30 protein-coding genes and 1 riboswitch are annotated in these 25,568 nt (G+C 71.4%); of the genes, 15 read left to right on the top strand and 15 right to left on the bottom strand.

The genetic code is table 11. The features are described 5' to 3' along the window. The first annotated feature begins 155 nt into the window (after positions 1-155). On the top strand, positions 156-614 hold the full coding sequence (locus ABZ915_RS15880; RefSeq protein ID WP_361802049.1) for an ATP-binding protein: 459 nt from the start codon (positions 156-158) through the stop codon (positions 612-614). A 111-nt stretch (positions 615-725) separates the two neighbouring features. Here the strand turns inward: ABZ915_RS15880 and ABZ915_RS15875 are convergent, their stop codons facing one another. The 3 genes from ABZ915_RS15875 to ABZ915_RS15865 all read right to left on the bottom strand — a co-directional run bounded on the left by ABZ915_RS15875 (position 726) and on the right by ABZ915_RS15865 (position 2,673). Then, the gene (locus ABZ915_RS15875) at positions 726-1,199 is read right to left on the bottom strand and encodes a C40 family peptidase (RefSeq protein WP_361802046.1); all 474 of its coding nucleotides are present in this window, start codon (positions 1,197-1,199) and stop codon (positions 726-728) included. 3 nt (positions 1,200-1,202) lie between these two features. After that, positions 1,203-1,414: riboswitch (cyclic di-AMP (ydaO/yuaA leader) on the bottom strand. 304 nt (positions 1,415-1,718) lie between these two features. Next, positions 1,719-2,027 (bottom strand): hypothetical protein, encoded by a 309-nt coding sequence (locus tag ABZ915_RS15870; RefSeq protein ID WP_361802043.1) that lies wholly within the window; start codon positions 2,025-2,027, stop codon positions 1,719-1,721. A gap of 7 nt (positions 2,028-2,034) precedes the next feature. Next, on the bottom strand, positions 2,035-2,673 hold the full coding sequence (locus ABZ915_RS15865; protein WP_361802040.1) for an ATP-dependent Clp protease proteolytic subunit: 639 nt from the start codon (positions 2,671-2,673) through the stop codon (positions 2,035-2,037). Between the two features lie 88 nt (positions 2,674-2,761). Between ABZ915_RS15865 and ABZ915_RS15860 the strand changes: the two genes are divergently transcribed. Beyond that, the gene (locus ABZ915_RS15860; protein ID WP_361802037.1) at positions 2,762-3,040 is read left to right on the top strand and encodes a type II toxin-antitoxin system Phd/YefM family antitoxin; all 279 of its coding nucleotides are present in this window, start codon (positions 2,762-2,764) and stop codon (positions 3,038-3,040) included. 193 nt (positions 3,041-3,233) lie between these two features. Here ABZ915_RS15860 and ABZ915_RS15855 read toward each other — a convergent pair whose 3' ends face one another. Further along, positions 3,234-4,247 carry an ABC transporter permease gene (locus tag ABZ915_RS15855; protein WP_361802034.1) on the bottom strand — a complete coding sequence of 338 codons (1,014 nt, stop codon included), beginning with the start codon at positions 4,245-4,247 and terminating at the stop codon, positions 3,234-3,236. Between the two features lie 106 nt (positions 4,248-4,353). On the opposite strand from ABZ915_RS15855, the gene ABZ915_RS15850 reads away from it, so the two are divergent. From ABZ915_RS15850 to ABZ915_RS15815, 8 genes are all read left to right on the top strand, one after another. Continuing rightward, complete coding sequence (locus ABZ915_RS15850; RefSeq protein WP_361802031.1) at positions 4,354-4,983, top strand: helix-turn-helix domain-containing protein; 630 nt, start codon at positions 4,354-4,356, stop codon at positions 4,981-4,983. Between the two features lie 148 nt (positions 4,984-5,131). Further along, positions 5,132-5,434: an urease subunit gamma gene (locus tag ABZ915_RS15845; RefSeq protein WP_361802028.1), complete on the top strand. Its 303-nt coding sequence runs from the start codon at positions 5,132-5,134 to the stop codon at positions 5,432-5,434. Between the two features lie 10 nt (positions 5,435-5,444). Continuing rightward, positions 5,445-5,756: an urease subunit beta gene (locus ABZ915_RS15840; RefSeq protein ID WP_361802025.1), complete on the top strand. Its 312-nt coding sequence runs from the start codon at positions 5,445-5,447 to the stop codon at positions 5,754-5,756. Next, positions 5,749-7,470: an urease subunit alpha gene (locus tag ABZ915_RS15835; RefSeq protein WP_361802022.1), complete on the top strand. Its 1,722-nt coding sequence runs from the start codon at positions 5,749-5,751 to the stop codon at positions 7,468-7,470. Before ABZ915_RS15840 ends, ABZ915_RS15835 begins: the two co-directional genes overlap by 8 nt. Next, entirely contained in the window at positions 7,470-8,144 is a 675-nt protein-coding gene (locus ABZ915_RS15830) for an urease accessory UreF family protein (protein WP_361802019.1), read from the top strand. Before ABZ915_RS15835 ends, ABZ915_RS15830 begins: the two co-directional genes overlap by 1 nt. 186 nt (positions 8,145-8,330) lie before the next feature. Then, positions 8,331-9,011: an urease accessory protein UreG gene (gene ureG / locus ABZ915_RS15825; RefSeq protein ID WP_361802016.1), complete on the top strand. Its 681-nt coding sequence runs from the start codon at positions 8,331-8,333 to the stop codon at positions 9,009-9,011. Then, the gene (locus ABZ915_RS15820) at positions 9,008-9,778 is read left to right on the top strand and encodes an urease accessory protein UreD (RefSeq protein WP_361802013.1); all 771 of its coding nucleotides are present in this window, start codon (positions 9,008-9,010) and stop codon (positions 9,776-9,778) included. The genes ureG and ABZ915_RS15820 overlap by 4 nt, the downstream gene beginning before the upstream one ends. A 110-nt stretch (positions 9,779-9,888) precedes the next feature. Further along, positions 9,889-11,484, top strand: coding sequence for an alpha/beta hydrolase (locus ABZ915_RS15815; protein ID WP_361802010.1), 1,596 nt, complete (start codon positions 9,889-9,891; stop codon positions 11,482-11,484). Positions 11,485-11,545: 61 nt separating this feature from the next. Here the strand turns inward: ABZ915_RS15815 and ABZ915_RS15810 are convergent, their stop codons facing one another. From ABZ915_RS15810 to ABZ915_RS15785, 6 genes are all read right to left on the bottom strand, one after another. Further along, positions 11,546-12,271, bottom strand: coding sequence for a lysophospholipid acyltransferase family protein (locus ABZ915_RS15810; RefSeq protein WP_361802007.1), 726 nt, complete (start codon positions 12,269-12,271; stop codon positions 11,546-11,548). Between the two features lie 164 nt (positions 12,272-12,435). Continuing rightward, entirely contained in the window at positions 12,436-12,909 is a 474-nt protein-coding gene (locus ABZ915_RS15805) for a cupredoxin domain-containing protein (protein ID WP_361802004.1), read from the bottom strand. Between the two features lie 16 nt (positions 12,910-12,925). Further along, entirely contained in the window at positions 12,926-13,381 is a 456-nt protein-coding gene (locus ABZ915_RS15800; protein WP_361802001.1) for a hypothetical protein, read from the bottom strand. A 120-nt stretch (positions 13,382-13,501) separates the two neighbouring features. After that, complete coding sequence (gene rocD, locus ABZ915_RS15795) at positions 13,502-14,728, bottom strand: ornithine--oxo-acid transaminase (RefSeq protein ID WP_361801998.1); 1,227 nt, start codon at positions 14,726-14,728, stop codon at positions 13,502-13,504. Next, positions 14,728-15,537, bottom strand: coding sequence for a dimethylargininase (gene ddaH / locus ABZ915_RS15790; protein ID WP_361801995.1), 810 nt, complete (start codon positions 15,535-15,537; stop codon positions 14,728-14,730). Before ddaH ends, rocD begins: the two co-directional genes overlap by 1 nt. A 153-nt stretch (positions 15,538-15,690) precedes the next feature. Next, positions 15,691-16,176 carry an Lrp/AsnC family transcriptional regulator gene (locus ABZ915_RS15785; protein ID WP_361801992.1) on the bottom strand — a complete coding sequence of 162 codons (486 nt, stop codon included), beginning with the start codon at positions 16,174-16,176 and terminating at the stop codon, positions 15,691-15,693. A gap of 77 nt (positions 16,177-16,253) precedes the next feature. Between ABZ915_RS15785 and ABZ915_RS15780 the strand changes: the two genes are divergently transcribed. From ABZ915_RS15780 to ABZ915_RS15765, 4 genes are read left to right on the top strand one after another with little or no spacing between them, the layout of a single operon-like run. Next, complete coding sequence (locus tag ABZ915_RS15780; protein WP_361801989.1) at positions 16,254-17,009, top strand: LytTR family DNA-binding domain-containing protein; 756 nt, start codon at positions 16,254-16,256, stop codon at positions 17,007-17,009. A gap of 57 nt (positions 17,010-17,066) precedes the next feature. Beyond that, on the top strand, positions 17,067-17,372 hold the full coding sequence (locus ABZ915_RS15775; RefSeq protein WP_361802476.1) for a hypothetical protein: 306 nt from the start codon (positions 17,067-17,069) through the stop codon (positions 17,370-17,372). Positions 17,373-17,385: 13 nt separating this feature from the next. Continuing rightward, a complete protein-coding gene (locus ABZ915_RS15770; protein WP_361801986.1) occupies positions 17,386-19,098 on the top strand; it encodes a cation acetate symporter in 1,713 nt (570 codons plus the stop codon). Further along, positions 19,095-20,276 carry a histidine kinase gene (locus ABZ915_RS15765; RefSeq protein WP_361801983.1) on the top strand — a complete coding sequence of 394 codons (1,182 nt, stop codon included), beginning with the start codon at positions 19,095-19,097 and terminating at the stop codon, positions 20,274-20,276. Before ABZ915_RS15770 ends, ABZ915_RS15765 begins: the two co-directional genes overlap by 4 nt. Positions 20,277-20,315: 39 nt before the next feature. On the opposite strand, the gene ABZ915_RS15760 is transcribed toward ABZ915_RS15765, so the two are convergent. From ABZ915_RS15760 to ABZ915_RS15740, 5 genes are all read right to left on the bottom strand, one after another. Then, positions 20,316-20,486 (bottom strand): hypothetical protein, encoded by a 171-nt coding sequence (locus ABZ915_RS15760; protein WP_361435722.1) that lies wholly within the window; start codon positions 20,484-20,486, stop codon positions 20,316-20,318. 69 nt (positions 20,487-20,555) lie between these two features. Then, entirely contained in the window at positions 20,556-21,506 is a 951-nt protein-coding gene (locus ABZ915_RS15755; protein ID WP_361801980.1) for a cytochrome c oxidase assembly protein, read from the bottom strand. 111 nt (positions 21,507-21,617) lie between these two features. After that, positions 21,618-22,643, bottom strand: coding sequence for a 6-phosphofructokinase (locus ABZ915_RS15750; RefSeq protein ID WP_361801977.1), 1,026 nt, complete (start codon positions 22,641-22,643; stop codon positions 21,618-21,620). A gap of 236 nt (positions 22,644-22,879) precedes the next feature. Then, entirely contained in the window at positions 22,880-23,608 is a 729-nt protein-coding gene (locus ABZ915_RS15745; protein WP_361801974.1) for a glutamine amidotransferase, read from the bottom strand. Positions 23,609-23,628: 20 nt separating this feature from the next. Continuing rightward, the gene (locus ABZ915_RS15740; RefSeq protein WP_361801971.1) at positions 23,629-24,867 is read right to left on the bottom strand and encodes a MurT ligase domain-containing protein; all 1,239 of its coding nucleotides are present in this window, start codon (positions 24,865-24,867) and stop codon (positions 23,629-23,631) included. 150 nt (positions 24,868-25,017) lie between these two features. Between ABZ915_RS15740 and def the strand changes: the two genes are divergently transcribed. Then, the gene (gene def / locus ABZ915_RS15735) at positions 25,018-25,557 is read left to right on the top strand and encodes a peptide deformylase (RefSeq protein WP_361801968.1); all 540 of its coding nucleotides are present in this window, start codon (positions 25,018-25,020) and stop codon (positions 25,555-25,557) included. The last annotated feature ends 11 nt before the right edge of the window (positions 25,558-25,568 follow it).

Below are 25,568 nucleotides of genomic sequence, written 5' to 3'. Positions count from 1 at the left end.
CGCTTCGAGCGACAGATATATGCATATCTTGGTGGATCCCACCCGCTGGCCGGCGCGCTGATGGCAGTCTGGCGATGAAGCACCAGTCCGGGACCGTACTCGAACCATCCGCTCCGTGTCGGACTCCGGTCCCGTGGGAAAGGGACGACGTCGTCATGGCAGACCATCTGGAAGCATCCGTCACTCTGCCGAGCGATCCCGCTTCGGTGTCCGCGGCCCGCACCTATGTCGTGGGCACCCTCGCGGAGTGGGGCCTTCCATCGGACACCGACGTGGCCGACACCATCCGGCTCATCGTCTCCGAACTCGCCACCAACGCCGTACAGCACACCTTCGGGCAGTCACCCACCTTCACGGTGGACCTCGTGCTCGACTGCGACGAACACCTGCGCATCGGTGTCACCGACAGCCATCCCCGTCTCCCGAGGAGACTCCCCGCGGCCGTGCAGCAGGACAACGGACGCGGCATGGTCATCATCCGCTGGCTGACCGTCGAGTGCGGCGGCAGGCTCAGGGTGCGGCGGACCCGCGAGGGTGGCAAGACCGTCCTCATCGAGCTGCCGTGGGCGGTGCCGGCCCGGCCGGTCACGGCAGCGGGGCAGCAGGAGCCCTAGGGCCGGTGCGGGGCGCTCCGGCCCCGCACCGGCCCCGACACGGCGCCGTACGGCCACGCACGGCCCCGGGGGTGGCCCTGCACCCGGAGCCGTGCGAGGCGTGACGGCCGGTCAGCTGACGCGGCCGTACCAGACGCTCCTCGTCCAGATCTTCTGCAGCTTCACCACGTCGCCCGTCTTGGGGGCGTGCCAGATCTTCCCCTTCCCGGCGTAGATGCCGACGTGGTAGACGTACGACCCCGAATGGAAGAAGACCAGGTCTCCGGCCTTGCGGTTCTTGGCCGAGATGTGGTGGGTCTTGTTGTACTGCTGGGCGGCCGTCCGGGGCAGGCTCTTGCCCGCCTTCTTGAACGAGTACAGCGTGAGCCCGGAGCAGTCGAACCTGCGCGGCCCGGTGGCGCCCCACTTGTACGGGGAGCCCTTCTTCGAGGCCGCGATCTGGAGCGCCTTCGTCGCCGGGGTGGCGGCAGCGGCGTCGGGGGCGACACCGGGTACCGCTATCGAGCCGCCGACGGCGGCGATGGCGAAGGCCGAGGCCGTACCGGCCCGGACCATGAGCGACGGGACACGATTGAGCGCAGTCATGCGCAACCCTTCGTCAGCCGCCTGTGAAGGATGACCTGTCGGATTCGGGCTGGCGAAGTTGCCCGGCCGCGTTGCCGCGGCTTCACCCCAAGGGCTGCTCGGAGGCGAACAGATGTCCGCTCCGGCGACCCGTCTTGCTTGGGTCCTCCACTCCTGCCGATCCACTCCTGTCGACCGGTCATCCGGGCGGCGGCAGGACTCGGCGTCCGCTCGGATCGCCCCGCCGTTGTGGCGGGGGCTTGTCGTCAGACAGGGATCTTCGCCCACAACTGTCTGAAAATCCCAACGGAACCAGGGATTTGTGGTGTTACTCACCACTCGCCCGTTCGGGTGGACAGGTGTGCGTTCGAGCCGCTGACGGGACAGCCGCGCACCCTCCGACCAGGGCGGAAGCCTCTCCCGACGCTCATCGGCCGGGCGGTTCGCGCAACTTCGGAGACCCTGGAAAAGGATGCGCAGCTACTCCGAACGTGGGTACGTCTTTTGGGCCGTTTCGACTCAGACCCGAGCCCGCAAGCGTCAACCGGCGCCGTCCGGGGGCACGGTGACGCGTGCGGTACGGCGCTCGCCGTCCAGCACCCTGAGCGCCCGGGCCAGGGTGGCCGCGTGCAACTCCGTCTCTCCCCGCTGGTGCATCAGCGTCAGCGCGTCGCGCAGTTCCACCGCCTTGCGCACCAGCGCCTGGGCGGCCCGCAGTCCACGGTAGGTGTCACCGTGCTGCGCCGGGTTGATGCGTCCCAGCAGGTCGACCACGTCCAGGTAACGGTTGATCAACTCGCCCTCGGCGCGGGTCAGGGCCGGCAGCGGCGGCAGTTCCGGTGGCAGCATCGGCGGCTCACCCCGCGTCCGGAGCGGCGGTGCGCGAGGCCCTGCTGCTGGGAATGATCCCGTCCACCAGCCCGTGCTCCAGCGCGCCCCGGGCGTCGAGCATCAGATCCCGTTCGAGGTCGGCGTGGACCTGCTCCGGGGCACGGCCGGTGTGGTGGACGAGCAGTTCCTCCAGCAGGCCGCGCATCCGGGTCAACTCCTCCGCCTGGATGAAGAGGTCACTCGGCTGACCCTGCGTCGGCTCGGGCAGCGCCGGCTGCTGGAGCACCACCCGCGCGCCCGGCAGGGCGAACCGCTTGCCCGGCGTACCGGCCGCGAGCAGCACCGCCGCGGACGAGGCAGCCTGCCCCAGGCAGATCGTCTCCACGTCGCAGCTGATGTACCGCATCGTGTCGTAGATCGCCGTCATCGCGCTGAACGAGCCGCCGGGGGAGTTGATGTACAGCGAGATGTCCCGGTCGGGCGCGTCGTGCTCCAGGTGCATGAACTGCGCCATGACGTCGTTGGCCGAGGCGTCGTCGACCGGTGTCCCGAGGAAGACGATCCGCCCCTCCAGCAGCTTCGAGTACGGATCGAGCGTGCGGTGACCGGTGCTGGTGCGCTCGGTGAACTCGGGCAGGACGTAGCGGGCGAGCGGTCGGGTCATGGCATACCCCTCCTCACGGCAGAGCCGTCTCCGGTGGACCGGCATCTGTAAGAAATGTACAGGACGTACGTGACGTTATGATGGGGGTATGGCCTACGAGATTCCGGTGACGCAAGCCAGGGCTGAACTCGCCGACCTGATCAACCGCGTGGTGTACGGGGGTGAACGCGTCGTCGTGACACGGCACGGCAAGCCCCTCGTCGCCCTCGTCTCCGCCGCCGACCTGGAGCGACTGGACGCCCTCGACCAGCCGGAGGACGAGCAGATGATCAGCTCCGTCTCCCGCGTCCAGGAAACCGCGTCCGCTCCCGGCGAACGCCGACGCTTCGGCATCGCGGCGGAACATCGGGGGCACGACCGCGCCTAGGGGCTGCGAAAGTCCCGTTGTCCGCCCGATGGGCGAGCCCGGCGCCCGCCGCGATGGGGGTGCCCCTGCACGCGAGTGTGATCGAGTGTGGGGGAGGCCTGGTGCCGCAGGCTGTGCGTGCTCTGGGGCCCCCGCCGACGGCTGGGGGAGGGACTCGCGCAGCCGGCCCTGGCGGGGCGTGGCCGGCGCGTCGTCAGCCGACGGGGGTGAGCGTCCTGTCGACGTGGGGCTCGCTGCTCGCGGCCCGTGTCCTCAGCGCCCCGCCGACCAGTACCGCGCCCAGGCCGAGCGCCGCCCACCAGGTCAGGGTGAGGGTCGGCACGGTCGCCGCCGCGCCGTCGAAGAAGGACACCGAGCGCAGCAGCGTGGCCCCGGCGCCCGGCGGCAGCCACTGGCCGATCGTCCCGGCCGGCTCGGGCAGCATCTCGGGAGCCGAGGAGGCTCCGGAGAACGGGTTGCCGAACAGCATGACCACGCCCGCGGCGACACCTGTCCCCGCCCGGCCGACCAGGGCCGCCAGTCCGGCGACGGCGGCGCTCACCGCCAGCGTCGACAGCGCCAGCGCCGCGGCCTCCGTCCACCAGTCGCCCGTGAGCACCCCCAGCCAGCTGTCCGCGATCCCGGCCGCCGCGACGCCCACCAGGGCGGCGGCCGCGACCAGTGCGCCCGCCGCGCGCGCCCCGCGCAGACCCAGCAGGGTCACCGCCGAGCCGGCCGCGATCCCCGCCATGGCGAGCGGCAGCACACTCGCCGTCAGGGCCGCGCCGCGCGGGTCCTGTGCGGGAGCGGCGACGACGTCGACGGTCCGGATCGCCGTGCCGTCCGCGGCGGCCCGCTCCGCCACCGCCTGCCGGAGGAACTGGGCGACGACCGGGCTCGCGGCCGACGCGGTCAGGAGTTCCGGGCCCTTGGGGGTGACGACCACCGCGCCGTACACGGACCGGTTCTCGATGGCGTCCCGGGCGGCGGCCTCGTCCGCGTAGTGGTGGACCTCGAAGGCGCCGTCCCGCTGCCGCAGTTGCCGCTCCACCGGAGCCGTCGCGGCGGCCGGGCCGGCCACCCCGACCGGCAGGTCGCGAGGTGCGGTACGGGCGGCCGGCCAGGCGAAGGCCCACAGGGCGAGGGTCGCCAGGACGGGGGCGAGGACGACGGCGGCGATCAGACGGCGGGCGGGCGCCCTGGTCGGGGCGTCGGAGGCGGTCGGCATGGGTTCTCCCGTTAAAAAGAAGGATCGTTCGTTTTAGGGCGGCCACCACCGTGCGCGCCCCGGTGAGGGCTTGTCAAGAAGGAACGTTCGTTTTACGTTGTGGACCATGGCTCGCGTATCCCAGGCCCACCTCGACGCCCGCCGCCGCCAGATCCTCGACGGCGCCGCACTCTGCTTCGCCCGCAACGGCTTCCACGCCACGTCCATGCAGGACGTACTGAAGGAGGCCGACCTCTCCGCCGGCGCCGTCTACCGCTACTTCAGCGGCAAGGACGAGTTGATCCGGGCGATCGTCGGCGAGGTGCTCGAGGTGCTGCGGGAGACCTACGAGGGGGCGGCCGTGGAGACCCCGCCGCCCCTGCCCGACGTACTGATCCCCCGCGCCCTGCGGCAGCTCAGAGAGGTCAGACCGGGGCTGCTGGAGGGCGGGGAGTGGGTCTTCCCCCGGCTGATGGTCCAGGTGTGGACCGAGATCCTGCGCAATCGCGAACTGGCGGACCTGGTGCACGTGGGGTACGACCGTGTCCGGGTCGCCTGGACGAGGCTGGTGGAGAGCTACAAGTCCGCCGACCTGATCGCCGCCGATGCCGACGCGGACGCCATGGCCCGGGTGCTGATCGCGCTCGCGCAGGGATACGCCGCACAGCTCGCCGTCATCGGCAACCTGCCACCGGGGACCCTGGAGGAGGGGCTCCGGGCGCTGATGAGCATGCGGGACCCGCGCCCGGCCGTCTGACGATCAAGCCTGTCCGACGATCAGAGCCTGTTTAACGTGCCGGAAACCCGGTCCAACTAGCCTGCCGCTCCACGCCACCAGGGACTTCGGCCCGTGGCCGCGGCAACCGGACCCCGCACGGTCCGGAGCGAGGACTGTGAGGTGGGACGTGCAACTGACCCCGCACGAGCAAGAGAAGCTGCTGATCCACGTGGCGGCCGACGTGGCCGAGAAGCGCCGGGCCCGAGGGCTCAGGCTCAACCACCCGGAAGCCGTCGCCCTCATCACCTCGCACCTCCTCGAAGGCGCGCGTGACGGCCGTACCGTCGCCGAACTCATGTCCTCCGGGCGCAAGCTGCTCACCCGGGACGACGTCATGGAAGGCGTCCCCGAGATGATCCACGACGTCCAGGTCGAGGCCACCTTCCCGGACGGCACCAAGCTCGTCACCGTCCACGACCCGATCGTCTGAGGGGCCGTCGATGACTCCCGGAGAGATCCTGTTCGCCGACGGCCCGGTCGTATGCAACGAGGGCCGCGAGGTCACCCGGATCACCGTCCTCAACGCCGCCGACCGGCCGGTCCAGATCGGCTCCCACTACCACTTCGCCGAGGCCAACCCGGGCCTGGAGTTCGACCGTGCCGCGGCGCGCGGCAAGCGCCTGAACGTCGCCGCCGGCACCGCCGTGCGCTTCGAGCCCGGTATCCCCGTCGACGTCGAACTCGTCCCGCTCGGCGGCGCCCGGATCGTGCCCGGCCTGCGCGGGGAGACCGGAGGTGCCCTGGATGCCTGAGATCTCCCGCGCCGCCTACGCGGACCTGTTCGGCCCGACCACCGGTGACCGGATCCGGCTCGCCGACACCGACCTGCTGATCGAGATCGAGGAGGACCGTTCAGGCGGTCCCGGACTCGCCGGTGACGAGGCGGTCTTCGGCGGCGGCAAGGTCATCCGCGAGTCCATGGGCCAGTCGCGCGCCACCCGCGCGGAAGGCACCCCCGACACCGTCATCACCGGTGCCGTCATCGTCGACCACTGGGGGATCGTCAAGGCCGACGTCGGCATCCGCGACGGCCGGATCACCGGGATCGGCAAGGCCGGCAACCCCGACACGATGGACGGCGTCCACCCCGACCTGGTCATCGGCCCCGAGACGGAGGTCGTCGCGGGCAACGGGCGGATCCTCACCGCCGGCGCCATCGACGCCCACGTCCACTTCATCTGCCCGCAGATCGCCGACGAGGCCCTCTCCGCCGGCATCACCACGCTGGTCGGCGGCGGCACCGGCCCGGCCGAGGGCTCCAAGGCGACCACCGTCACCCCCGGCCCCTGGCACCTGGCCCGGATGCTGGAGGCGATGGAGGCCTACCCGCTCAACATCGGCTTCCTCGGCAAGGGCAACACCGTCTCGCACGAGGCGATGCTGTCGCAGATCCGCGGCGGCGCGCTGGGCCTGAAGCTGCACGAGGACTGGGGCTCCACGCCGGCCGTCATCGACGCCTCGCTGACCGTCGCCGACCGCACCGGCATCCAGGTCGCCATCCACACCGACACCCTCAACGAGGCCGGTTTCGTCGGCGACACGCTCGCCGCGATCGCCGGGCGCGGCATCCACGCGTACCACACCGAGGGCGCCGGCGGCGGGCACGCGCCGGACATCATGACCGTGGTCTCCGAGCCGCACGTGCTGCCCAGCTCCACCAACCCGACACGGCCGTTCACCGTCAACACCGCCGAGGAACACCTCGACATGCTGATGGTGTGCCACCACCTCAACCCCGCCGTCCCCGAGGACCTGGCCTTCGCCGAGTCCCGGATCCGGCCGTCGACGATCGGCGCCGAGGACATACTGCACGACCTGGGCGCGATCTCCATCATCTCCTCCGACTCCCAGGCCATGGGGCGGGTCGGTGAGGTCGTCCTGCGGACCTGGCAGACCGCGCATGTGATGAAGCGCCGGCGGGGCGCGCTGCCCGAGGACGGGCGGGCCGACAACCGGCGCGTGCGGCGGTACGTCGCCAAGTACACGATCAACCCGGCGCTCGCGCAGGGGCTGGCTCGGGAGATCGGCTCCGTGGAGAGCGGGAAGCTCGCCGACCTGGTGCTGTGGGAGCCCGCCTTCTTCGGGGTCAAGCCGCACCTCGTCCTCAAGGGCGGCCAGATCGCGTACGCGCAGATGGGCGACGCGAACGCGTCCATCCCGACGCCGCAGCCGGTACTCCCGCGGCCGATGTACGGGGCGATCGGGCGGGCGCCCGCCGCCAACTCGTTCAACTTCGTGGCGCCGCTCGCCGTCGAGGACGGGCTGCCGGAGCGGCTGCAACTGGGGAAGCGCTTCGTCGCCATCGAGTCGACGCGGGGGGTGACCAAGGCGGACATGAAGGAGAACGACGCGCGGCCTCGTGTCGAGGTCGACCCGGACAGCTTCGCCGTGCGCATCGACGGGGAGCTGGTCGAGGCGACACCGGCCGCTGAACTGCCCATGGCCCAGCGTTACTTCCTCTTCTGATGTCCAGGGCAGCGCTTCTCGTCCTGGCCGACGGCCGGTTTCCCGCCGGGGGGCACGCGCACTCCGGCGGGGCCGAGGCGGCCGTCAAGGCCGGGCGGCTCTGCGGGGCCGCGAGCCTGGAGGACTTCTGCCGGGGGCGGCTGCACACCGTCGGGCTGGTGGCGGGTGCGCTCGCCGCGGCTGCCGTGCTCGGGGTGGATCCCGGGGAGTTGGACGCGGCGGCGGACGCGCGGACTCCGTCGCCCGCCTTGCGGGGGGCTGCTCGGCGGCTGGGGCGGCAGATGATGCGGGCCGCGCGGGTGGCCTGGCCGGCCGGGGAACTGGACGCGCTGGCGCGGGAGTTTCCCAAGGGTGTCCATCAGCCTGTGGTGCTGGGGGTCGTCGCGCGGGCGGCGGGGCTGGGGGCCTTGGACGCGGCGTACTGTGCGGCGTACGAGAGTGTGAGCGGGCCCGCTACGGCGACGGTGCGATTGCTGAGTCTCGATCCGTTCGATGCGACGGGGGTGCTGGCACGGCTGGCGCCGGAGGTGGACCGTGTCGCGGACCGGGCGGTGGAGGCGGCTCGGCGAGCGGCCGAGGAGGGGGTTGACGTGTTGCCCGCGTCGTCGGCGCCCTTGTCGGAGGTCGGGGCGGAGTGGCATGCGGCCTGGCCTGTGCGGTTGTTCGCGTCCTAGGTGTCTCGCCCCCGCCGCCCCTGCCCTTTCCCGTCCCCAGGGGCTCGCCCCTTCGACCCCACTGGGGGCTGCCGCCCCCAGACCCCCGCTTCGGCCTGAACGGCCTCGTCCTCAAACGCCGGACGGGCTGAGAGTGGCTGGACCGGGCTGAAAAGCACACCGGTGCGAACGTCTGGAGCCGTTTCCATGCATCTTGACCACTCCCACCCTCACGCGACCCCCGCCCTCAGCGCCGACGCCCACCGCCCCGACGGTGCCCGTCGTGCGCTGCGGATCGGGCTCGGGGGGCCCGTCGGGTCCGGGAAGACCGCCACTGTCGCCGCGCTGTGCCGGGTGCTGCGCGATGAGTTGTCGTTGGCTGTCGTCACGAACGACATCTACACGCGGGAGGACGCCGAGTTTCTGCTCAGGGAGGCTGTGTTGCCGCCGGAGCGGATCGCGGCTGTGGAGACGGGTGCCTGTCCGCACACCGCGATCCGGGACGACATCTCCGCCAACCTCGAAGCCGTCGAGGACCTGGAGGAGGAGGTGGGGCCGCTGGATCTGATCCTGGTGGAGTCCGGTGGGGACAATCTGACCGCGACCTTCTCCAAGGGGCTCGTGGACGCGCAGATCTTCGTCATCGATGTCGCCGGGGGCGACGACATCCCGCGCAAGGGCGGTCCGGGGGTCACCACGGCCGATCTGCTCGTGGTGAACAAGACCGACCTCGCGCCGTACGTGGGCTCCGACCTGGCGCGGATGGCCGCCGACGCGAAGGCGCAGCGGGCCGAGTTGCCGGTGGTGTTCCAGTCGCTGAGGAGCGCGGCGGGCGTGATGGATGTGGCCGAGTGGGTGCGCGGGCGGCTTGCCGCGTGGGCCGCGTGACCGCGACCGGGGTGCGGGCCACCGCGCGGATCGTCGCCCGGGACGACGGGCGGGGCGGTACCGCGCTGCCCGTGCTGGAGGGGGAGGGGCCGCTGGCGCTGCGCCGGACCCGGGGGAGCGGGGCCGGGGCGCGGGTCATGCTCGTGGGCGCGATGAGCGGACCGCTCGGCGGGGACCGGTTCGCCGTTCAGGCCGAGGTGGGGGAGGGCGCCCGGCTGCACGTGGGGTCGGCCGCGGCGACCATCGCGCTGCCGGGGCAGGGGAAGGGGGAGGCCCGGTACGACGTCCGGCTCCGGGTGGCCGAGGGGGGCGAACTGCGCTGGCTGCCGGAGCAGTTGATCTCCGCGCGGGGCAGTGAACTGTACGTCACCACCCGCGTCGATCTCGCGGCCGGGGCCCGGCTCGTGCTGCGCGAGGAGCAGGTGCTGGGGCGGGTCGGGGAAGAACCCGGGCGGCTCACCAGCCGTCTCACGGTGCGGATCGCCGGACGGACCGTGCTCGACCAGGAACTGGCCTGCGGGCCCGGGGCCCCGGGCGGCTGGGACGGGCCCGCCGTGCTGGGGGGACGCCGCGCCGTCGGACAACTCGTCGTGGCACGACCGGAGTTCGTGCGGGAGCCGGTGGCGGCGCGGATGCTGGGGGAGGGGGCCGCCGTGGCGCCGCTCGCCGGGCCCGCCGTACTGGTCACCGCCGTCGCGGCCGACGCTCTGCGGCTGCGGCGGGTACTGGACGAGGCGGACGAGGCGTGTTCCGCCAACGGGACGTGATCATCCGGTTATCGGATTGGTAAAGAAGGTCAACGACCTCTGTTCTCAGGTGGCTCACAGCCGCGAGGATCCCCGTGACCATTCGCAGCAACGTACGGGGAGGGGCCCACTTGAGGGACATCAGACCGAAGAAGCGTGTGCTGGCGCTCGGTTCGGCCGGAGCGCTCGTCACGGCGACCCTGCTCGCCGGCGCCGTCTCGGCGCCCACGGCCGGTGCGGCCGAGCGGCACGGTCAGGACCGCGAGGCCCGCGGTGCCGCGATCGCCGCGGACCGGGCCGCCAAGGCCGGGATCGACTGGCAGGACTGCCCCGCCGACTGGGGGTTCGAGAAGCCGATCCAGTGCGGCTGGGTCTCCGTACCGGTGAACTACGCCGAGCCGAACGGCAAGCAGATCAAGCTCGCAGTCGACCGCATCGGCAACACGGGGACGAAGGAGGAGCGCCAGGGCGCGCTCGTCTACAACCCCGGCGGCCCGGGCGGCTCCGGCATGCGCTTCCCGCGCCGGGTCACCACCAAGAGCCCCCTGTGGGCCAACACCGCGAAGGCGTACGACTTCGTGGGCTTCGACCCGCGCGGCGTCGGCCACTCGGCACCCATCTCCTGCATCGACCCGCAGGAGTTCGTCAAGGCGCCCAAGATGGACCCGGTGCCGGACACCGAGGCCGACAAGACCGCGCAGCGCAAGCTGGCCCGTGAGTACGCCGACGGCTGCTACGACCGCAGCGGCGGCATGCTGCCGTACATGACCACGCCGAACACCGCCCGCGACCTGGACGTCATCCGTGCCGCGCTCGGTGAGAAGAAGCTGAACTACCTCGGCGTCTCCTACGGCACCTACCTCGGCGCCGTCTACGGCACGCTCTTCCCGGGCCACGTCCGCCGGATGATCGTCGACAGCGTGGTCAACCCGTCCCGCCAGAACATCTGGTACCAGGCCAACCTGGAGCAGGACATCGCCTTCGAGGGCCGCTGGAAGGACTGGGAGGACTGGGTCGCCGCCAACGACGCCAGCTTCCATCTCGGCACCACCCGCGCCGCCGTCCAGGCCAAGTGGCTCCAGCTGCGCGCCACCGCCAAGAAGAACCCCATCGGCGGGGTCGTCGGCCCGGCCGAGCTGATCTCCTTCTTCCAGAACGCCCCCTACTACGACTCCTCGTGGGTGCCGACGGCGACGGTCTTCGGCAAGTACTTCGCGGGTGACACCCAGGCACTGGTCGACGCCGCCGCCCCGGACCTGTCCGACACCGCGGGCAACATCACCTCGGAGAACAGCAACGCCGTCTACACGGCCGTCGAGTGCACCGACGCCCAGTGGCCCACCAGCTGGCGGAAGTGGGACCGCGACAACACGCGGCTCAACAAGGACTACCCGTTCATGACCTGGGCCAACGCATGGATGAACCTGCCGTGCGCCACCTGGCCGGTCAAGCAGCAGACCCCGGTGCACGTCAAGACCCACAAGGGCCTGCCGCCCGTCCTCATCGTGCAGTCCACGCGTGACGCCGCCACCCCGTACCAGGGTGCCGTCGAACTGCACAAGAGCTTCAAGGGCTCCCGCCTGATCACCGAGAAGGACGCGGGCTCCCACGGCGTGACCGGCCTGGTCAACCCGTGCATCAACAACCGGGTGGACACCTACCTGCTCACCGGCAAGCTGGACACCGCGGACGTCACCTGCGCTCCGCACGCCACGCCCAAGCCGTAACCGCATCCGCCACGGCGACGAGGGGCGGCCGGATCTCCGGCCGCCCCTCGGTCGTGCGGTGTCAGCTCAGCGGCAGCCGCGGGAAGCGGCGTTCCTTCTCCGCCCGGGCCGCGGCCTGTTCCGCCTTGACGACGGCCGCGTACTGGTCGACGTACTCCTGCTCGGACAGCGTCAGGATGGCGTACATGATCTCGTCGGTGACCGCCCGCAGGATGGCCTTCTCGTTCTCCATGCCCGCGTAGCGCGAGAAGTCGAGGGGCTTGCCGAAGCGGATGACGATGGGGTGGACGTGCGGGACGACCCGGCCCGGCGGCTGTGCCTCGAAGGTGCCGATCATCGCGCAGGGAATGACCGGTACCCCGGCCTTCATCGCCATCACCGCGACTCCGACCTTGCCCTTGTAGAGGCGGCCGTCGTGCGAGCGGGTGCCCTCGGGATAGATGCCGAGCAGTTCCGCCTTGCGGAGCACGCCGAGGCCCTCGCGGATCGCGGCCTGGCCCGCGTCCTTGCCCGAGCGGTCGACCGGGATCTGGCCCGCGCTGCGGAAGAAGAACGCCGTCAGACGGCCCTTGACGCCCGGTCCGGTGAAGTACTCGGCCTTGGCGAGGAAGGTGATGCGCCGTTTGAGGATGGCCGGCATCAGGAAGTGGTCCGCGAAGGACAGATGGTTGCCGGCGACGATGGCCGCTCCGGAGGACGGCACGTGCTCGAGGCCTTCGATGCGGGGCCGGAACACCAGTCTCAGCAACGGCCCCAGCAGCACGTACTTGAGCAGGCGGTAGAACAAGGGGTCGCTCCTCACTCTGACGGATCCGCTCAACCGCCGCGTTCCAGCAGGTCAACCGGCGCGTTGTGGGGTGTCAGTGTAAGTGGCGACGCAGGTGTGCGGAACGGGGCCCGGCCGCATCGACGCCGAACCCGTTCCGGCATCCTGACGGATGGTCAGGCCGGTCAGTAGGAGGAGCTGCCCGAGGAGCCACCCCCTCCGCCGGAGGTACCGCCACCGACCGTGATGTCCGCCTTCATCCCGAGTCCCTTGTGCCCGTCCACCGGACAGTACAGCTCGTAGGAGCCCTTTTTCAGCATGACCCTGAGCTGCGCCGACTGGCCCGGCTCGAGATCATGGGACAGCCGTGTTTCGCCGCCCGGCCCCTCGATCTCCAGCGAGTGCACGGTGTGCCCGCCGTTCTCGGCGACAAAGGTGTGGTCACCCGCCTTGAACGTCTTCGACGACAGGGTCAGCTTGTACTCGGTCAACCGCACGGTCACCGTCGTACCCGCCGCCTTGCCGGCCTGCGGCGGGGTGGCCGCGGACCCGGTTCCCGCGCCACCCGACCCCGAGTTCCCACACGCCGTGAGCACAGCGGCCAGCGCCAACGCGCACGCCCCCGCCGCCGCTCCGCCCCGGCCGGGTGTCACAGCCATGGCCGGTCCTCCTCGGTCAGCGTCGTGAAAAGTCGGCCCCGGCCGAGACCGGTTCGCGGTGCGACCTGTACGGCAGTCCCGGTCGGGCACCATGGGCGATCCGGACGCCCAGCCAGGCGAGGAACGCCAGGACGAAGAGTCCCTCCACGAGCAGGGACAGCGGGCCGTACGGAGACTCCCAGCCGGGCTCGTAATAGCCCGCCGGGAGGCCGACGGTGCGCGACAGCGCAAAACCGAGGATCATGCCGAGGCTGACCAGGGTCCCGGTCAGCCAGGCGGCCAGCGGGCGCTTCATGACGACGAGCCCCGCCGCCACCGCGAGCATGACGGCGCTGCCCACCGCGAACAGGACGCCGATGTAGAACATCTCCTCCAGGTGGTCGGGGACGAGAAGCGTGTGCAGCACCGTATTGCCGACGGCGCAGCACACGCCCAACCCCGTGAAAGTGGCTTCGGCTGCATGGGTATGCATCGCGCCCCCAGGTGTTCCGTACATCAGTTTGTCGGGAGGGGACGTTTTGTCCCCTGTCAACTGATACGGACAGCAGCCCTCGACGGATTGCGGTTTCCGTGAACCGCGGAACCGGGAACCTCAGTTCTGCCGTACGAGCACCCGCTCCAACGCGCCCAGCGCGGATCGCAGTTCCTCGGCCGTGATGGTCAGCGGCGGAGCCAGCCGGATCGTGGAGCCGTGGGTGTCCTTGACCAGGATCCCCTCCCGCATGAGGCGCTCGCTGACCTCGCGGCCGGTGCCGATGGCGGGGTCGACGTCGACGCCCGCCCACAGCCCGCGCGAGCGGAAGCCGGCCACGCCCCGGCCGACCAGATCGGCCAGTCCGTCGCGCAGCACGACGCCCAGCTCCGTCGCCCGGCGCTGGAACTCGCCGGTCTCCAGGAGCTCGACCACGGCCGTGCCGACGGCCGCCGCGAGCGGGTTGCCGCCGAACGTGGAGCCGTGCTCGCCCGGCCGCAGCACACCGAGCACCTCGCGCCGGCCCACCACGGCCGACACCGGCACGATCCCGCCGCCCAGCGCCTTGCCGAGCAGCAGCACGTCCGGGACGACGTCCTCGTGCTCGACCGCGAGGGTGCGGCCGGTACGGCCCAGGCCCGACTGGATCTCGTCCGCGATGAACAGGCAGCCCTTGCGGCGGGTCAGCTCACGGACACCGGTCAGATAGCCCTCGGCCGGGATGACGACCCCGGCCTCGCCCTGGATCGGCTCGATCAGCACCGCCGCCGTCGTCTCGTCGACGGCCTCCTCCAGCGCGGCCAGGTCGCCGTACGGGACGATCCGGAAGCCCGGCGCGAAGGGGCCGAAGCCCGCCCGGGCCGTCTCGTCGGTGGAGAAGCCCACGATCGTCGTCGTACGGCCGTGGAAGTTCTCCGCCGCGACCACGATCGTCGCCCGGTCGGCGGGGACGCCCTTCACCTCGTACGCCCACTTCCGGGCCACCTTGATGCCGCTCTCCACCGCCTCGGCGCCGGTGTTCATCGGCAGCACCATGTCCTGGCCGGTCAGCTCCGCGAGCCGCTCCGCGAATCCGGCGAGCCGGTCGTTGTGGAAGGCGCGGGAAGTGAGCGTCAGCAGGTCCAGCTGGCGGTGGGCGGCCTCGATCAGCGCGGGGTGGCGGTGCCCGAAGTTCAGCGCCGAGTATCCGGCGAGCATGTCGAGGTAGCGGTTGCCCTCGACGTCCTCCACCCAGGTGCCCTCGGCCCGTGCCACCACCACGGGCAGGGGGTGGTAGTTGTGCGCGAGGACGGGCTCCTCCGCACGGATCAGGTCGGCGGACGTGCGCGTGCGCGCGGGTGCGGTCATCAGCGGATCTCCTGGGTGCAGCACTTGATGCCCCCGCCGGCCTTGTGGAACTCCGACAGGTCGACGGGGACGGGGACATAGCCGTGGGCGGCGAGGCGCTCGGCGAGGGCTTCGGCGCGGGGCGCGATGAAGACGTTCCGGCCGTCGGACACGGAGTTCAGGCCGAACGCCATCGCGTCCTCCCTGGTGGCGAGCACCGCGTCCGGGTACAGCCGGCGCAGCACCTCCCGGCTGCCCGCCGAGAACGCCTCCGGGTAGTAGCAGATGTTGTCGTCGTCCAGCACGAACAGCGCCGTGTCCAGGTGGTAGAAGTACGGGTCCACCAGGGTCAGGGCGATCACCGGGTGGCCGAGGAACTCCTGCGCCTCGCGGTGCGCCTCGCGGGTGGTGCGGAACCCGGTGCCGGCGAGCACGTAGCGGCCCGTCCACACCAGGTCGCCCTCGCCCTCGGACACGGACTCGGGGCGGTACACGTCGTAGCCCGCCGCCTTGAACCAGGTGTCGTAGTGGGTCGACTCGGGGCGCCGCTCGGGAGCGTGGAAGAGGGAGCCGAAGACCCGGCCGCCGACCACGAGCGCCGCGTTCGCGGAGAAGACCATGTCCGGCAGGCCCGCGACCGGCTCGACCGAATCGACGCTGTGACCGTGGGCGCGGTAGGCACGGATCAGCGCCTGCCACTGCTCCCGGGCGAGATCCACGTCGACCGGCCGGTCGGGATGCATCCAGGGGTTGATCGCGTACTGCACCGCGAAATGTCTGGGTTCACAGACGAGAAAGCGCCGAAGGCGCGGCACACGGCTCTCGCGCACAGAGGGTTTCCTCCGGTTTCCTGCGTGTCACTGAGGGGTGACTCAACGGTAGGAAGGGAGGAAGACGGACGACAAGGAAGAAAGACTGCGTGTCTGAGCAGCATCGTTGCGTTCTTCTGGGGCGATACGCAGGAGTGGTGCGCATGCACGGGGTCATTCCGGTGCCGCGTGGGTGGCTCCCGCTTCCGGGCTTTCCGGGAGGAGATGGGACAGCACCATCACGCTGATCGTCTTCCGGATGAACGGTTCCGTGCGGATCCGCTCCAGCACCTCCTCGAAGTGCCCCACGTCCCGCGCCCGCACGTGCAGCAGCGCGTCCGCGCCGCCCGTCACGGTCATGGCGGCCGTGATCTCCGGATGGTTGCGGACCACCTCCGCCAGGCGCCTCGGCGGCGCCGCCCCCTCGCAGTACACCTCCACGTACGCCTCCGTGCGCCAGCCCAGCGCCGACGGCTTCACGGTGGCCGTGAACCCCGTGATCACCCCCGTGTCCCGCAGCCGGTCCACGCGCCGCTTCACCGCCGTGGCCGACAGCCCGATCGCCGAACCGATCTCGGCGAAGCTGGTCCTGGCGTTCGCCATCAGCGCGGTGACGATCTTCCGGTCGAGCTCGTCGAACGGGGCGGTCCTGCTGTTCATGTCGGCACTGTATCCAGCGGGAACGTCCACGCCCGGCACATGTCCAGGCATGCGGATTGCTCCTAGACTCCACGTTCATGCTGCGCGCCCTCGCCGTCGACGACGAACGCCCCACGCTCGAGGAACTCCTCTACCTGCTCAACGCCGACCCGCGCATCAGCAGTGCCGAAGGAGCGGGGGACGCCACCGGGGCGCTGCGCCGCATCACCCGCGCCCTGGAGTCCGGGCCGGCCGGGCCCGACGCCATCGACGTGGTCTTCCTCGACATCCAGATGCCCGGCCTCGACGGCCTGGAGATGGCCCGGTTGCTGACCGGGTTCGCCCGGCCGCCGCTGGTCGTCTTCGTCACCGCCCACGAGGACTTCGCCGTACACGCGTTCGATCTCAAGGCGGTCGACTACGTACTCAAACCCGTCCGCAAGGAACGCCTGGCCGAGGCCGTCCGCCGGGCCGCCGAACTGCGTGGCACCGCCCCGCCGATCCCCGTGCACGAACCCGACCCCGACCAGATACCCGTCGAACGCGGCGGCGTGACCCGCTTCCTCGCCGTCGACGACATCACCCACGTCGAGGCGCACGGCGACTACGCCCGGCTGCACACCGACCGCGGCAGCCACCTCGTCCGCATCCCGCTGTCCACCCTGGAGGAACGCTGGCGCGCCCGCGGCTTCGTCCGCATCCACCGCCGCCACCTCGTCGCCCTGCGCCACATCGGCGAGCTACGCCTGGACGCCGGCACCGTGTGCGTCCTGGTCGGCGGCGAGGAACTCCAGGTGAGCCGACGGCACGCCCGCGAGCTGCGGGACCTTTTGATGCGCCGGACCGCGGGGTAGGGAGGCGCAGTGGAGCCCACCGAACGCCGTGTCACCGTCACCGGACCGCCCCGCCGCATGCGCAGGGCCTCCGGCTACTACCGGCCGCGCACCGAGATCGACGAGCTCACCACCCTCGGCCACACCTACGTCCGCTCCCTGATGCGCACCCAACTGCGCGCCGCCCTCACCGGATTCGCGGTCCTCGTCCTGCTCGTCGGCCCGCTCCCGCTGGTCTTCGCGGCCGCCCCCGACGCCCGCCGCCTCGCCTGGGCGGTGCTCGGCTTCTGCCTGTACGCGCCGCTGATCCTGCTCGCCCGCTGGTACGTGCGCCGCGCCGAACGCAACGAGCGCGACTTCGTACGCCTGGTCGAAGACCGATGACCGGCGCAGACCGATGAACTCCGGTTACGCCGTCCCCGCCGTCGCCCTCGTCGTCGTCGCGACCGTCCTCGTCGGCGCCTTCGGCCTGCGCATCTCCCGCACCACCTCCGACTTCTACGTCGCCTCCCGCGCCGTCGGACCCCGCCTCAACGCCGCCGCCATCAGCGGCGAGTACCTCTCCGCCGCCTCCTTCCTCGGCATCGCGGGGCTGGTCCTCGTCCAGGGCCCGGACATGCTCTGGTACCCGGTCGGCTACACGGCCGGCTACCTCGTCCTGCTCCTCTTCGTCGCCGCCCCGCTGCGCCGCTCCGGCGCCTACACCCTGCCGGACTTCGCCGAGGCCCGGCTCGCCTCGCAGGGTGTGCGACGGCTGGCCGGGGCCTTCGTGGTCGGCGTCGGCTGGCTGTACCTGTTACCCCAGCTCCAGGGCGCCGGGCTGACACTGGCGGTGCTCACCGGGGCTCCCGACCCGCTCGGCGGGGTCATCGTGGCCGTGGTCGTGGTGGCGACCGTCGCCGCGGGAGGCATGCGCAGCATCACCTTCGTGCAGGCCTTCCAGTACTGGCTCAAGCTCACCGCCCTCCTCGTCCCCGCCCTCTTCCTCGTCCTCGCCTGGCAGGCCGACGGCGGCCCGCGACCCGCCTTCGCGGAACCCGCCACCTTCCGCGAGCAGCGCACCGTCCTCGTCGACGACACCGTCGACCTCCGGCTCGACAGGCCGCTCACCATCACCGTCCGCGGCACGGTCGACGGCCGCCCCCACGACGACACCCGGCTCCGCCTGCCCGCGGGCACCCACCGCATCGAGGGCGGCACCCGGCTCACCTTCGCCCGGGGCACGTCCGTCCCCGCCGCCGACCGGGGCGGCAACGGCGGCATGTCCACCTCCCTCGCGACGAGCCGCGAGGAACGCCCGCTGTACGCCACGTACGGGCTGATCCTGGCCACCTTCCTCGGCACCATGGGCCTGCCGCACGTCGTCGTCCGCTTCTACACCAGCCCGCACGGCGGCGCCGCCCGCCGCACCACGGTCGCCGTCCTCGCCCTGATCGGCGGCTTCTACCTGCTGCCGCCGGTCTACGGCGCCCTCGGCCGCCTGTACGCCCCCGAGCTCACCCTCGGCGGCGACGCCGACGCCGCGGTCCTGCTGCTGCCCGGCCGCATGATCGGCGGTGTCGGCGGCGACCTGCTGGGCGCGCTGGTCGCGGGCGGTGCCTTCGCCGCGTTCCTGTCCACGGCCTCGGGGCTGACCATGGCGGTCGCCGGGGTGCTCACCCAGGACGTGCTGCCCTCGCGGGGGGTACGGCACTTCCGGCTGGGCACGGTGCTCGCCATGGCCGTGCCGCTGGCGGCGAGCATGCTGGTGGGCGGGCTGCCGGTGGCGGACGCCGTGGGGCTGGCGTTCGCGGTGTCGGCGTCCTCCTTCTGCCCGCTGCTCGTCCTCGGCATCTGGTGGCGGCGGCTGACCCCGCCCGGCGCTGCCGCGGGCATGCTGGTGGGTGGCGGCTCGGCGTTCCTCGCCGTCGCCGCGACCATGGCGGACTTCCCCGGCACCGGACCGCTGCACGCCCTGCTCGCCTGGCCCGCCCTGTGGTCCGTGCCGCTGGGGTTCCTCACCATGGTGCTGGTGTCCCTGGCCACCCCGGCCCGGGTACCGCCCGGCACGGCGGCGATCCTCGCGCGCTTCCACCTGCCCGAGGAACTGCGCGCCGAGGTGACGGCGTGAGCGGTTTCCTGGCGGGGCTCTGTGTCGCCGTGCTGCCGCTGCTGGCGGCCGGCTTCTGGCTCGGACGGCGCACCGCCCGCCCCGGGACCCTCGGCGATCTCGGCACCCCCGTCGAGCACGCCACCTTCCAGACCCTGCACACCGCCACGCTCGCCGCGCCCCCGCTGCGGGCCGGGCTCACCGAGGAGACCGCCCGCAAGTCGGTGCGCGGCCTGCGCACCCTGCTCGGCACGGACGCGCTGTGCCTCACCGACCTGGAGGAGGTACTGGTCTGGGACGGAGTGGGCGGTCACCACCGCGCGGAGGTCATGGAGCGACTGGCGGGGCCGCTGGAGACCGGCCGGGGCGAGGCCTTCCGGCTCAGCTGCGCCACCCCCGACTGCCCCGTCCGCTGGGCCGTCGTGGCGCCCCTCACCGTCGACGACCGGGTGCACGGCGCGCTCGTCGCCTGCGCCCCGCGAGAGTCGGCGGTCCTGGTCCGGGCGGCCGGCGAGGTGGCCCGCTGGGTGAGCGTCCAGCTGGAGCTCGCGGACCTCGACCGGTCCCGGACCCGGCTCATCGAGGCCGAGATCAAGGCCCTGCGCGCCCAGATATCCCCGCACTTCATCTTCAACTCGCTCGCGGTGATCGCCTCGTTCGTGCGCACCGACCCCGAACGGGCCCGCGAACTACTGCTGGAATTCGCCGACTTCACCCGCTACTCGTTCCGCAGGCACGGCGACTTCACCACCCTCGCCGACGAACTGCACGCCATCGACCACTACCTGGCGCTGGTCCGGGCCCGCTTCGGCGACCGCCTCTCCGTCACCCTCCAGATCGCCCCCGAGGTGCTGCCGGTCACCCTGCCCTTCCTGTGCCTTCAACCCCTCGTGGAGAACGCCGTCAAGCACGGCCTGGAGGGCAAGGCCGACGCCTGCCACATCCAGATCACCGCGCAGGACGCGGGCGCCGAGGCGCTGGTCGTCATCGAGGACGACGGCGTCGGCATGGACCCCGGCCTGCTGCGCCGCATCCTGGCCGGGGAGGTCGGCCCCTCGGGCGGCATCGGCCTGTCCAACGTCGACGACCGGCTCCGCCAGGTCTACGGCGACGACCACGGCCTCGTCATCGAGACCGCGGTCGGCGCGGGCATGAAGATCACCGCGCGGCTGCCGAAGTACCAGCCCGGCGTGCACTGAGGACCGCCGGGCGTGCACCGAGGATCACCGGACTCGGACTCAGGGGCTCTGGGTCACGATCATCGCCAGCGTGAGCAGCCCCAGCACGACCCAGCCGAACCACAGCCAGCCGTTGCTGCCGAGCGCCACCGTGTAGGCCGTCACCACGACGAGCCCGCCGACGGTGAGCACCCCCATGGCCTTCGTGGAACCGTTCGTGGAACCGGGCATCGCACCAGCCTCCTCAGGGTCCATGCCCCCATGGTGCCCCGAACGGCCCGGCTACGGCATACCGATGACTCAGCTCTCGCGCGCGTTCAGTGAGGCCAGATAGGCGTTGTACGCCTCCAGTTCCTGGTCCCCGTTGCGGTCGGCGGCCCGGTCCTTGCGCTTGGCCTGCCGCTGCTCGGAGCCGTACCACTGGAACAGCAGCGCGATCAGCACCAGCACGGACGGGATCTCGCTGAACGCCCAGGCGATCCCGCCGGCCGCGTTCTGGTCGGACAGCGCGTCGATGCCGAGCGAGGCGGGCGGGTTCCGGAACGTCTCCACCATCGGCGTCGAGGCCATCATCAGCGCGATCCCGAAGAACGCGTGGAACGGCATGCCCGCGAACAGCTCCAGCATCCGCAGCAGGTACCCGGGCCGGTGCGGCCCCGGGTCCACACCGATGATCGGCCAGAAGAACACCACACCCACCGCGAGGAAGTGCACCATCATCGCGACGTGCCCCGTCTTCGAGCCCATCAGGAAGTCGAAGATCGGCGTGAAGTACAGCGCGTACAGGCTCGCGATGAACAGCGGGATCGTGAACACGGGATGTGTGATCACCTGCATGTACCGGCTGTGCAGCAGTACCAGCAGCAGCTCGCGCGGACCCTTGCGGCCCTTGCCCGCGACCGGCAGCGCGCGCAGCGCCAGGGTGACCGGGGCGCCCAGCAGGACCAGGATCGGCGACAGCATGCTGATCACCATGTGCTGGACCATGTGCACGCTGAACATGACCATGCCGTAGTCGTTCAGCCTGGTGCACATCATCAGCCCGATGGTCAGCACACCCACGGCGTACGACACGGTCCGGCCGACCGGCCAGGCGTCACCGCGCCGCCGCAGCCGTACGACGCCCCACCCGTACAGCCCGAGCCCCACCAGGCAGGCAACGAGGAAGAACGGGTCCGCCGACCACTGAAGACCCCGCCCCAGCGTGAACGGCGGCAGATCCATGACCATGCCGTGCCCGCTGTGATCCATCCGCCGGCTCCTGATTCGTGGGGGTTGTACGCGTCTGTCCGCCCCCAAGAGTAGAACCGCCCCCGGTCACGTCCGCGACCGGGGGCAGAGAGGTCCACTCGGACCGGAACGTCACAGAACGCACTCCGCCTCGTCGTACCGCTCCGAGGGCACGGTCTTCAGCGTCTTCACGGCCTCGGCCAGCGACACCATCACGATGTCCGTACCGCGCAGCGCGGTCATCTTGCCGAACTCCCCGCGGTGCACCGCCTCCACCGCGTGCCAGCCGAAGCGCGTGGCCAGCACCCTGTCGTACGCGGTCGGCGTGCCACCGCGCTGCACATGTCCGAGGATGACCGGCCGCGCCTCCTTGCCGAGCCGCTCCTCCAGCTCGACGGAGAGCTGCCGGGCGATCCCGGCGAAGCGCTCGTGGCCGTAGATGTCCTTGCCGCCCTCGTCGAACTCCATGGCACCGGGCTTCGGCTTGGCGCCCTCGGCCGCCACCACGATCGCGAACCGCTTGCCCGCCTCGAACCGCTCGCCGACCTTCCGGGTCAGCTCGTCGATGTCGAAGGGCCGCTCCGGTACGACGATGGCGTGCGCGCCGGCCGCCATGCCGGAGTGCAGCGCGATCCAGCCGGTGTGGCGGCCCATGACCTCCACGATCAGCACACGCTGGTGGGACTCGGCGGTGGTCTTCAGCCGGTCCAGGGCCTCGGTGGCGACGCCGACGGCCGTGTCGAAGCCGAAGGTGACGTCCGTGACAGCGATGTCGTTGTCGATGGTCTTCGGCACGCCCACGATGGGCAGGCCGCTGTCCGACAGCAGGCGGGCCGCCTTCAGCGTGCCCTCACCGCCGATCGGGATGATCGCGTCGAGACCGAGCTCCTCGACGTGCCCCTTGGCCCGCGCCACACCGTCCCTCAGGTGCTCCGGACGGACCCGGGAGGAGCCGAGGATGGTACCGCCGCGCGCCAGGATGCCGCCTACGGCGTCGAGGTCGAGCTTGAGGTAGTCGCACTCCAGGAGGCCCTTCCAGCCGTCCCGGAATCCGATGACCTCGTCGCCGTGGTCGGCGACGGCACGGTGCACGACGGACCGGATGACGGCGTTCAGGCCGGGGCAGTCGCCGCCGGACGTGAGGACACCAATGCGCATAGCCCGAATACCTTCTAGACGTGGGCCGGGGACCGGACCACGCTGTCCGGCTGGAACCCGGCCACCCTACCGGCGTGTGGGGGTGGCTCCGTAGCAGGCGTCCGCCTGCTGGACGTGCCCGCACATGTGAGCGGACAGGCTGTCAGGCGGGCCTGCGGACAACCTTGACGGAGGGCGCTTGAAGGCGACTTCAGTACCTCTAGACCGGGCCTCGGGACTACCGGAGCGGGAACCGCCTAGGCGGGCTGCTGCGCGGCCGCGATGCGCTCGTTGCGGAGCGCCTCGTACCACCGGTCGTCGATCGGCGGCAGCGCGTTGACGTCCAGCGCCAGCTTCAGCAGCAGGTCTGCGATCAGCGGGTTGCGGGCGAGGGCGGGCCCGTGCATGTACGTACCGAAGACGGTGTCGTTGTACGCGCCCTCGGTGCCGTCGCCGGTGCCGTTGCCCTTGCCCAGGCGGACCTGGGCGAAGGGGCGGGCGGTGGGGCCGAGGTGGGTGATGCCCTGGTGGTTCTCGAACCCGGTCAGCTGGGGCAGGCCCAGGCGCGGGTCGATGTCCGCGAGGACGTCGCCCACGCACCGCTCGCCCTCGTTGCGCACCGTGGTGACGTCGAGCAGGCCGAGGCCGGGCTCCCGCTGGCCGAGGTCGTTGACGAACTCGTGGCCGAGGATCTGGTAGCCGGCGCACACCGCGAAGACGATCGCGCCGTTCTGCACCGCCTGGTACAGGTGCCCGTCGCGGCGCAGCCGCTCCGCGGCGAGCCGCTGGGGCCGGTCCTCGCCCCCGCCGATCAGGTAGATGTCGCCGGAGGTCGGGATCGGCTGGTCGCTGCGCACGTCGAGCCGCGCCACGTCCAGACCGCGCTGCCGCGCCCGCCGCTCGATGACCAGCGCGTTGCCCTGGTCGCCGTAGGTGCTCAGCAGATCCGGGTAGATCCACACCAGCCGCAGTTGGTTGTCGCTCATCAAGTGATCGTCCTTCGTGGTCAGTTGCCGACGCGGCGGCGCAGGTCCTGGAACGCGGTGTAGTTCGCGATGACCTCGACCCGGCCCGGCGGGCACATCTGCACGGCCTGGTCCAGGTTTTCGCAGACCTGGAAGTGCTGGTTCGCGACCTCCAGACGGACCGCGAGGTCGAGCTTCCGGTCGCCGATGACGAAGATCGGGTGGCCGGTCAGCCGCGTGTAGTCGACGTCCCACAGCCAGGAGGTGTCCGTGCCGTCGGCGCCGCGGGCGTTCACGGAGAGGATCACCGGGGCGGGCGGCGGGTCGATGAGCGAGAACGTCTCCAGCCAGCCGGCCGGGTTCTTCGCCAGCAGCAGACGCAGGTCACGGCCCTCGAACTGCACGACGTCGTAGCGTCCGGCGACCGCCTGCACCTGGTACATCCGCTCCAGGGCGACCTGCGGCGGCACCCCGAACACGGCGGCGACGGCCGCGGAGGAGGTGGCGTTGGCCTTGTTGGCGCGGCCCGGCAGCTGGAGGTGGATCGGCCAGGCGGAGCCGTGCGGGTCGAGGACGTGGTCCCCGGACAGCGCCCAGCTCGGCGTCGGACGGCGGAAGCCGCACTCGCCGCAGAACCAGTCGTCGCCCGGCCGCTGCATCACACCGCCGCAGGACGGGCAGGACCAGGCGTCGTCCTTCCACATCTGCCCGGCCGCGACCCAGATCACATTGGGGGAGGAGGACGCGGCCCACACCACCAGCGGGTCGTCGCAGTTGGCGACGATCACGGCCTTGGTGCCGGCCAGGCCCTCGCGCCAGTTCTCGGCGAGCATCCGGGTCTCGGCGGCGCGGTCGAGCTGGTCGCGGGAGAGGTTGAGCAGCGCGATGCACTTCGGGTCGGTGTCCCGGGCCACACCGGCCAGGTACTTCTCGTCGACCTCGATGACGGCGAACTTGGCTTCCGAGCCGCCCGCCAGCGCCGAGGTGATGCCGGCCGGCATGTTGGCGCCGAGCGCGTTGGACACGACCGGGCCGGCCGCCCGCAGGGCCTCGGCGATGAGCCGGGTGGTCGTGGTCTTGCCGTTGGTCGCCGAGACCAGGACGACGTCCAGGTGCTGGGCGAGCCGGGCGAGGAGGTCGGGGTCGAGCTTGAGTGCCACCCGGCCGCCGATCACCGATCCGCTGCCGCGCCCCGCGGCGCGGGACGCCGCCGCGACCGCCTTGCCCGCGGTCACCGCCAGCTTGGCCCGCGGCGTGAGCGGGTCCGAGTTGCCTGCCATCAGTTCTCGATCCTCCTTGCGTACGCGCCGCGCCTGAAGCCAACCGGCAACGTGGTGAGGCCTCAGCCTATCGAGATCCACTCACGTGCCCGAACCGCGGCCCACGTCTGCGCGGCGGGTATGGGCCGAAGGAACCGTACCCTTGCCGCCATGCGACAAGGTTTCATCCCGGGCGCCCGAGGGCGGGTCCGGCCTCTCACCCTGCTCGGCGACCCGGTACTGCGCGAGCCGTGCGGGGACGTCACGGACTTCGGCCCCGAGCTGTCGGCCCTCGTGGAGGACCTTTTCGCCACGATGTACGCGGCGCAGGGTGTGGGCCTGGCCGCGAATCAGATCGGGGTGCCGTTGCGGGTGTTCGTCTACGACTGTCCGGATGACGACGATGTGCGCCATCTGGGACATGTGGTGAACCCACGGCTGGTGGAGGCGGACGGTGTGGTGATCCGGGGCCCGGAGGGCTGCCTGTCCCTGCCGGGGCTGGAGGCGGGGACGGAGCGGTACGACCACGCGGTCGTCGAGGGCGGCACGGTGACCGGGGAGCCGGTCACCGTGCACGGCACGGGGTTCTTCGCCCGGTGCCTGCAACACGAGTACGACCACCTGGAGGGCAGGCTGTACGCGGACCATCTGACGGGCCGGCGCCACCGCAGGCTGATGCGACAGGTGGCGCGGGCGTCGTGGGGGAGATGACCGGACCGGGA

The organism is Streptomyces sp. NPDC046915, assembly GCF_040644935.1.
Classification (GTDB): Bacteria; Actinomycetota; Actinomycetes; order Streptomycetales; family Streptomycetaceae; genus Streptomyces.
Note: the sequence above shows the minus strand (reverse complement) of the source record. Positions and strands in the feature narration are given on the sequence as shown.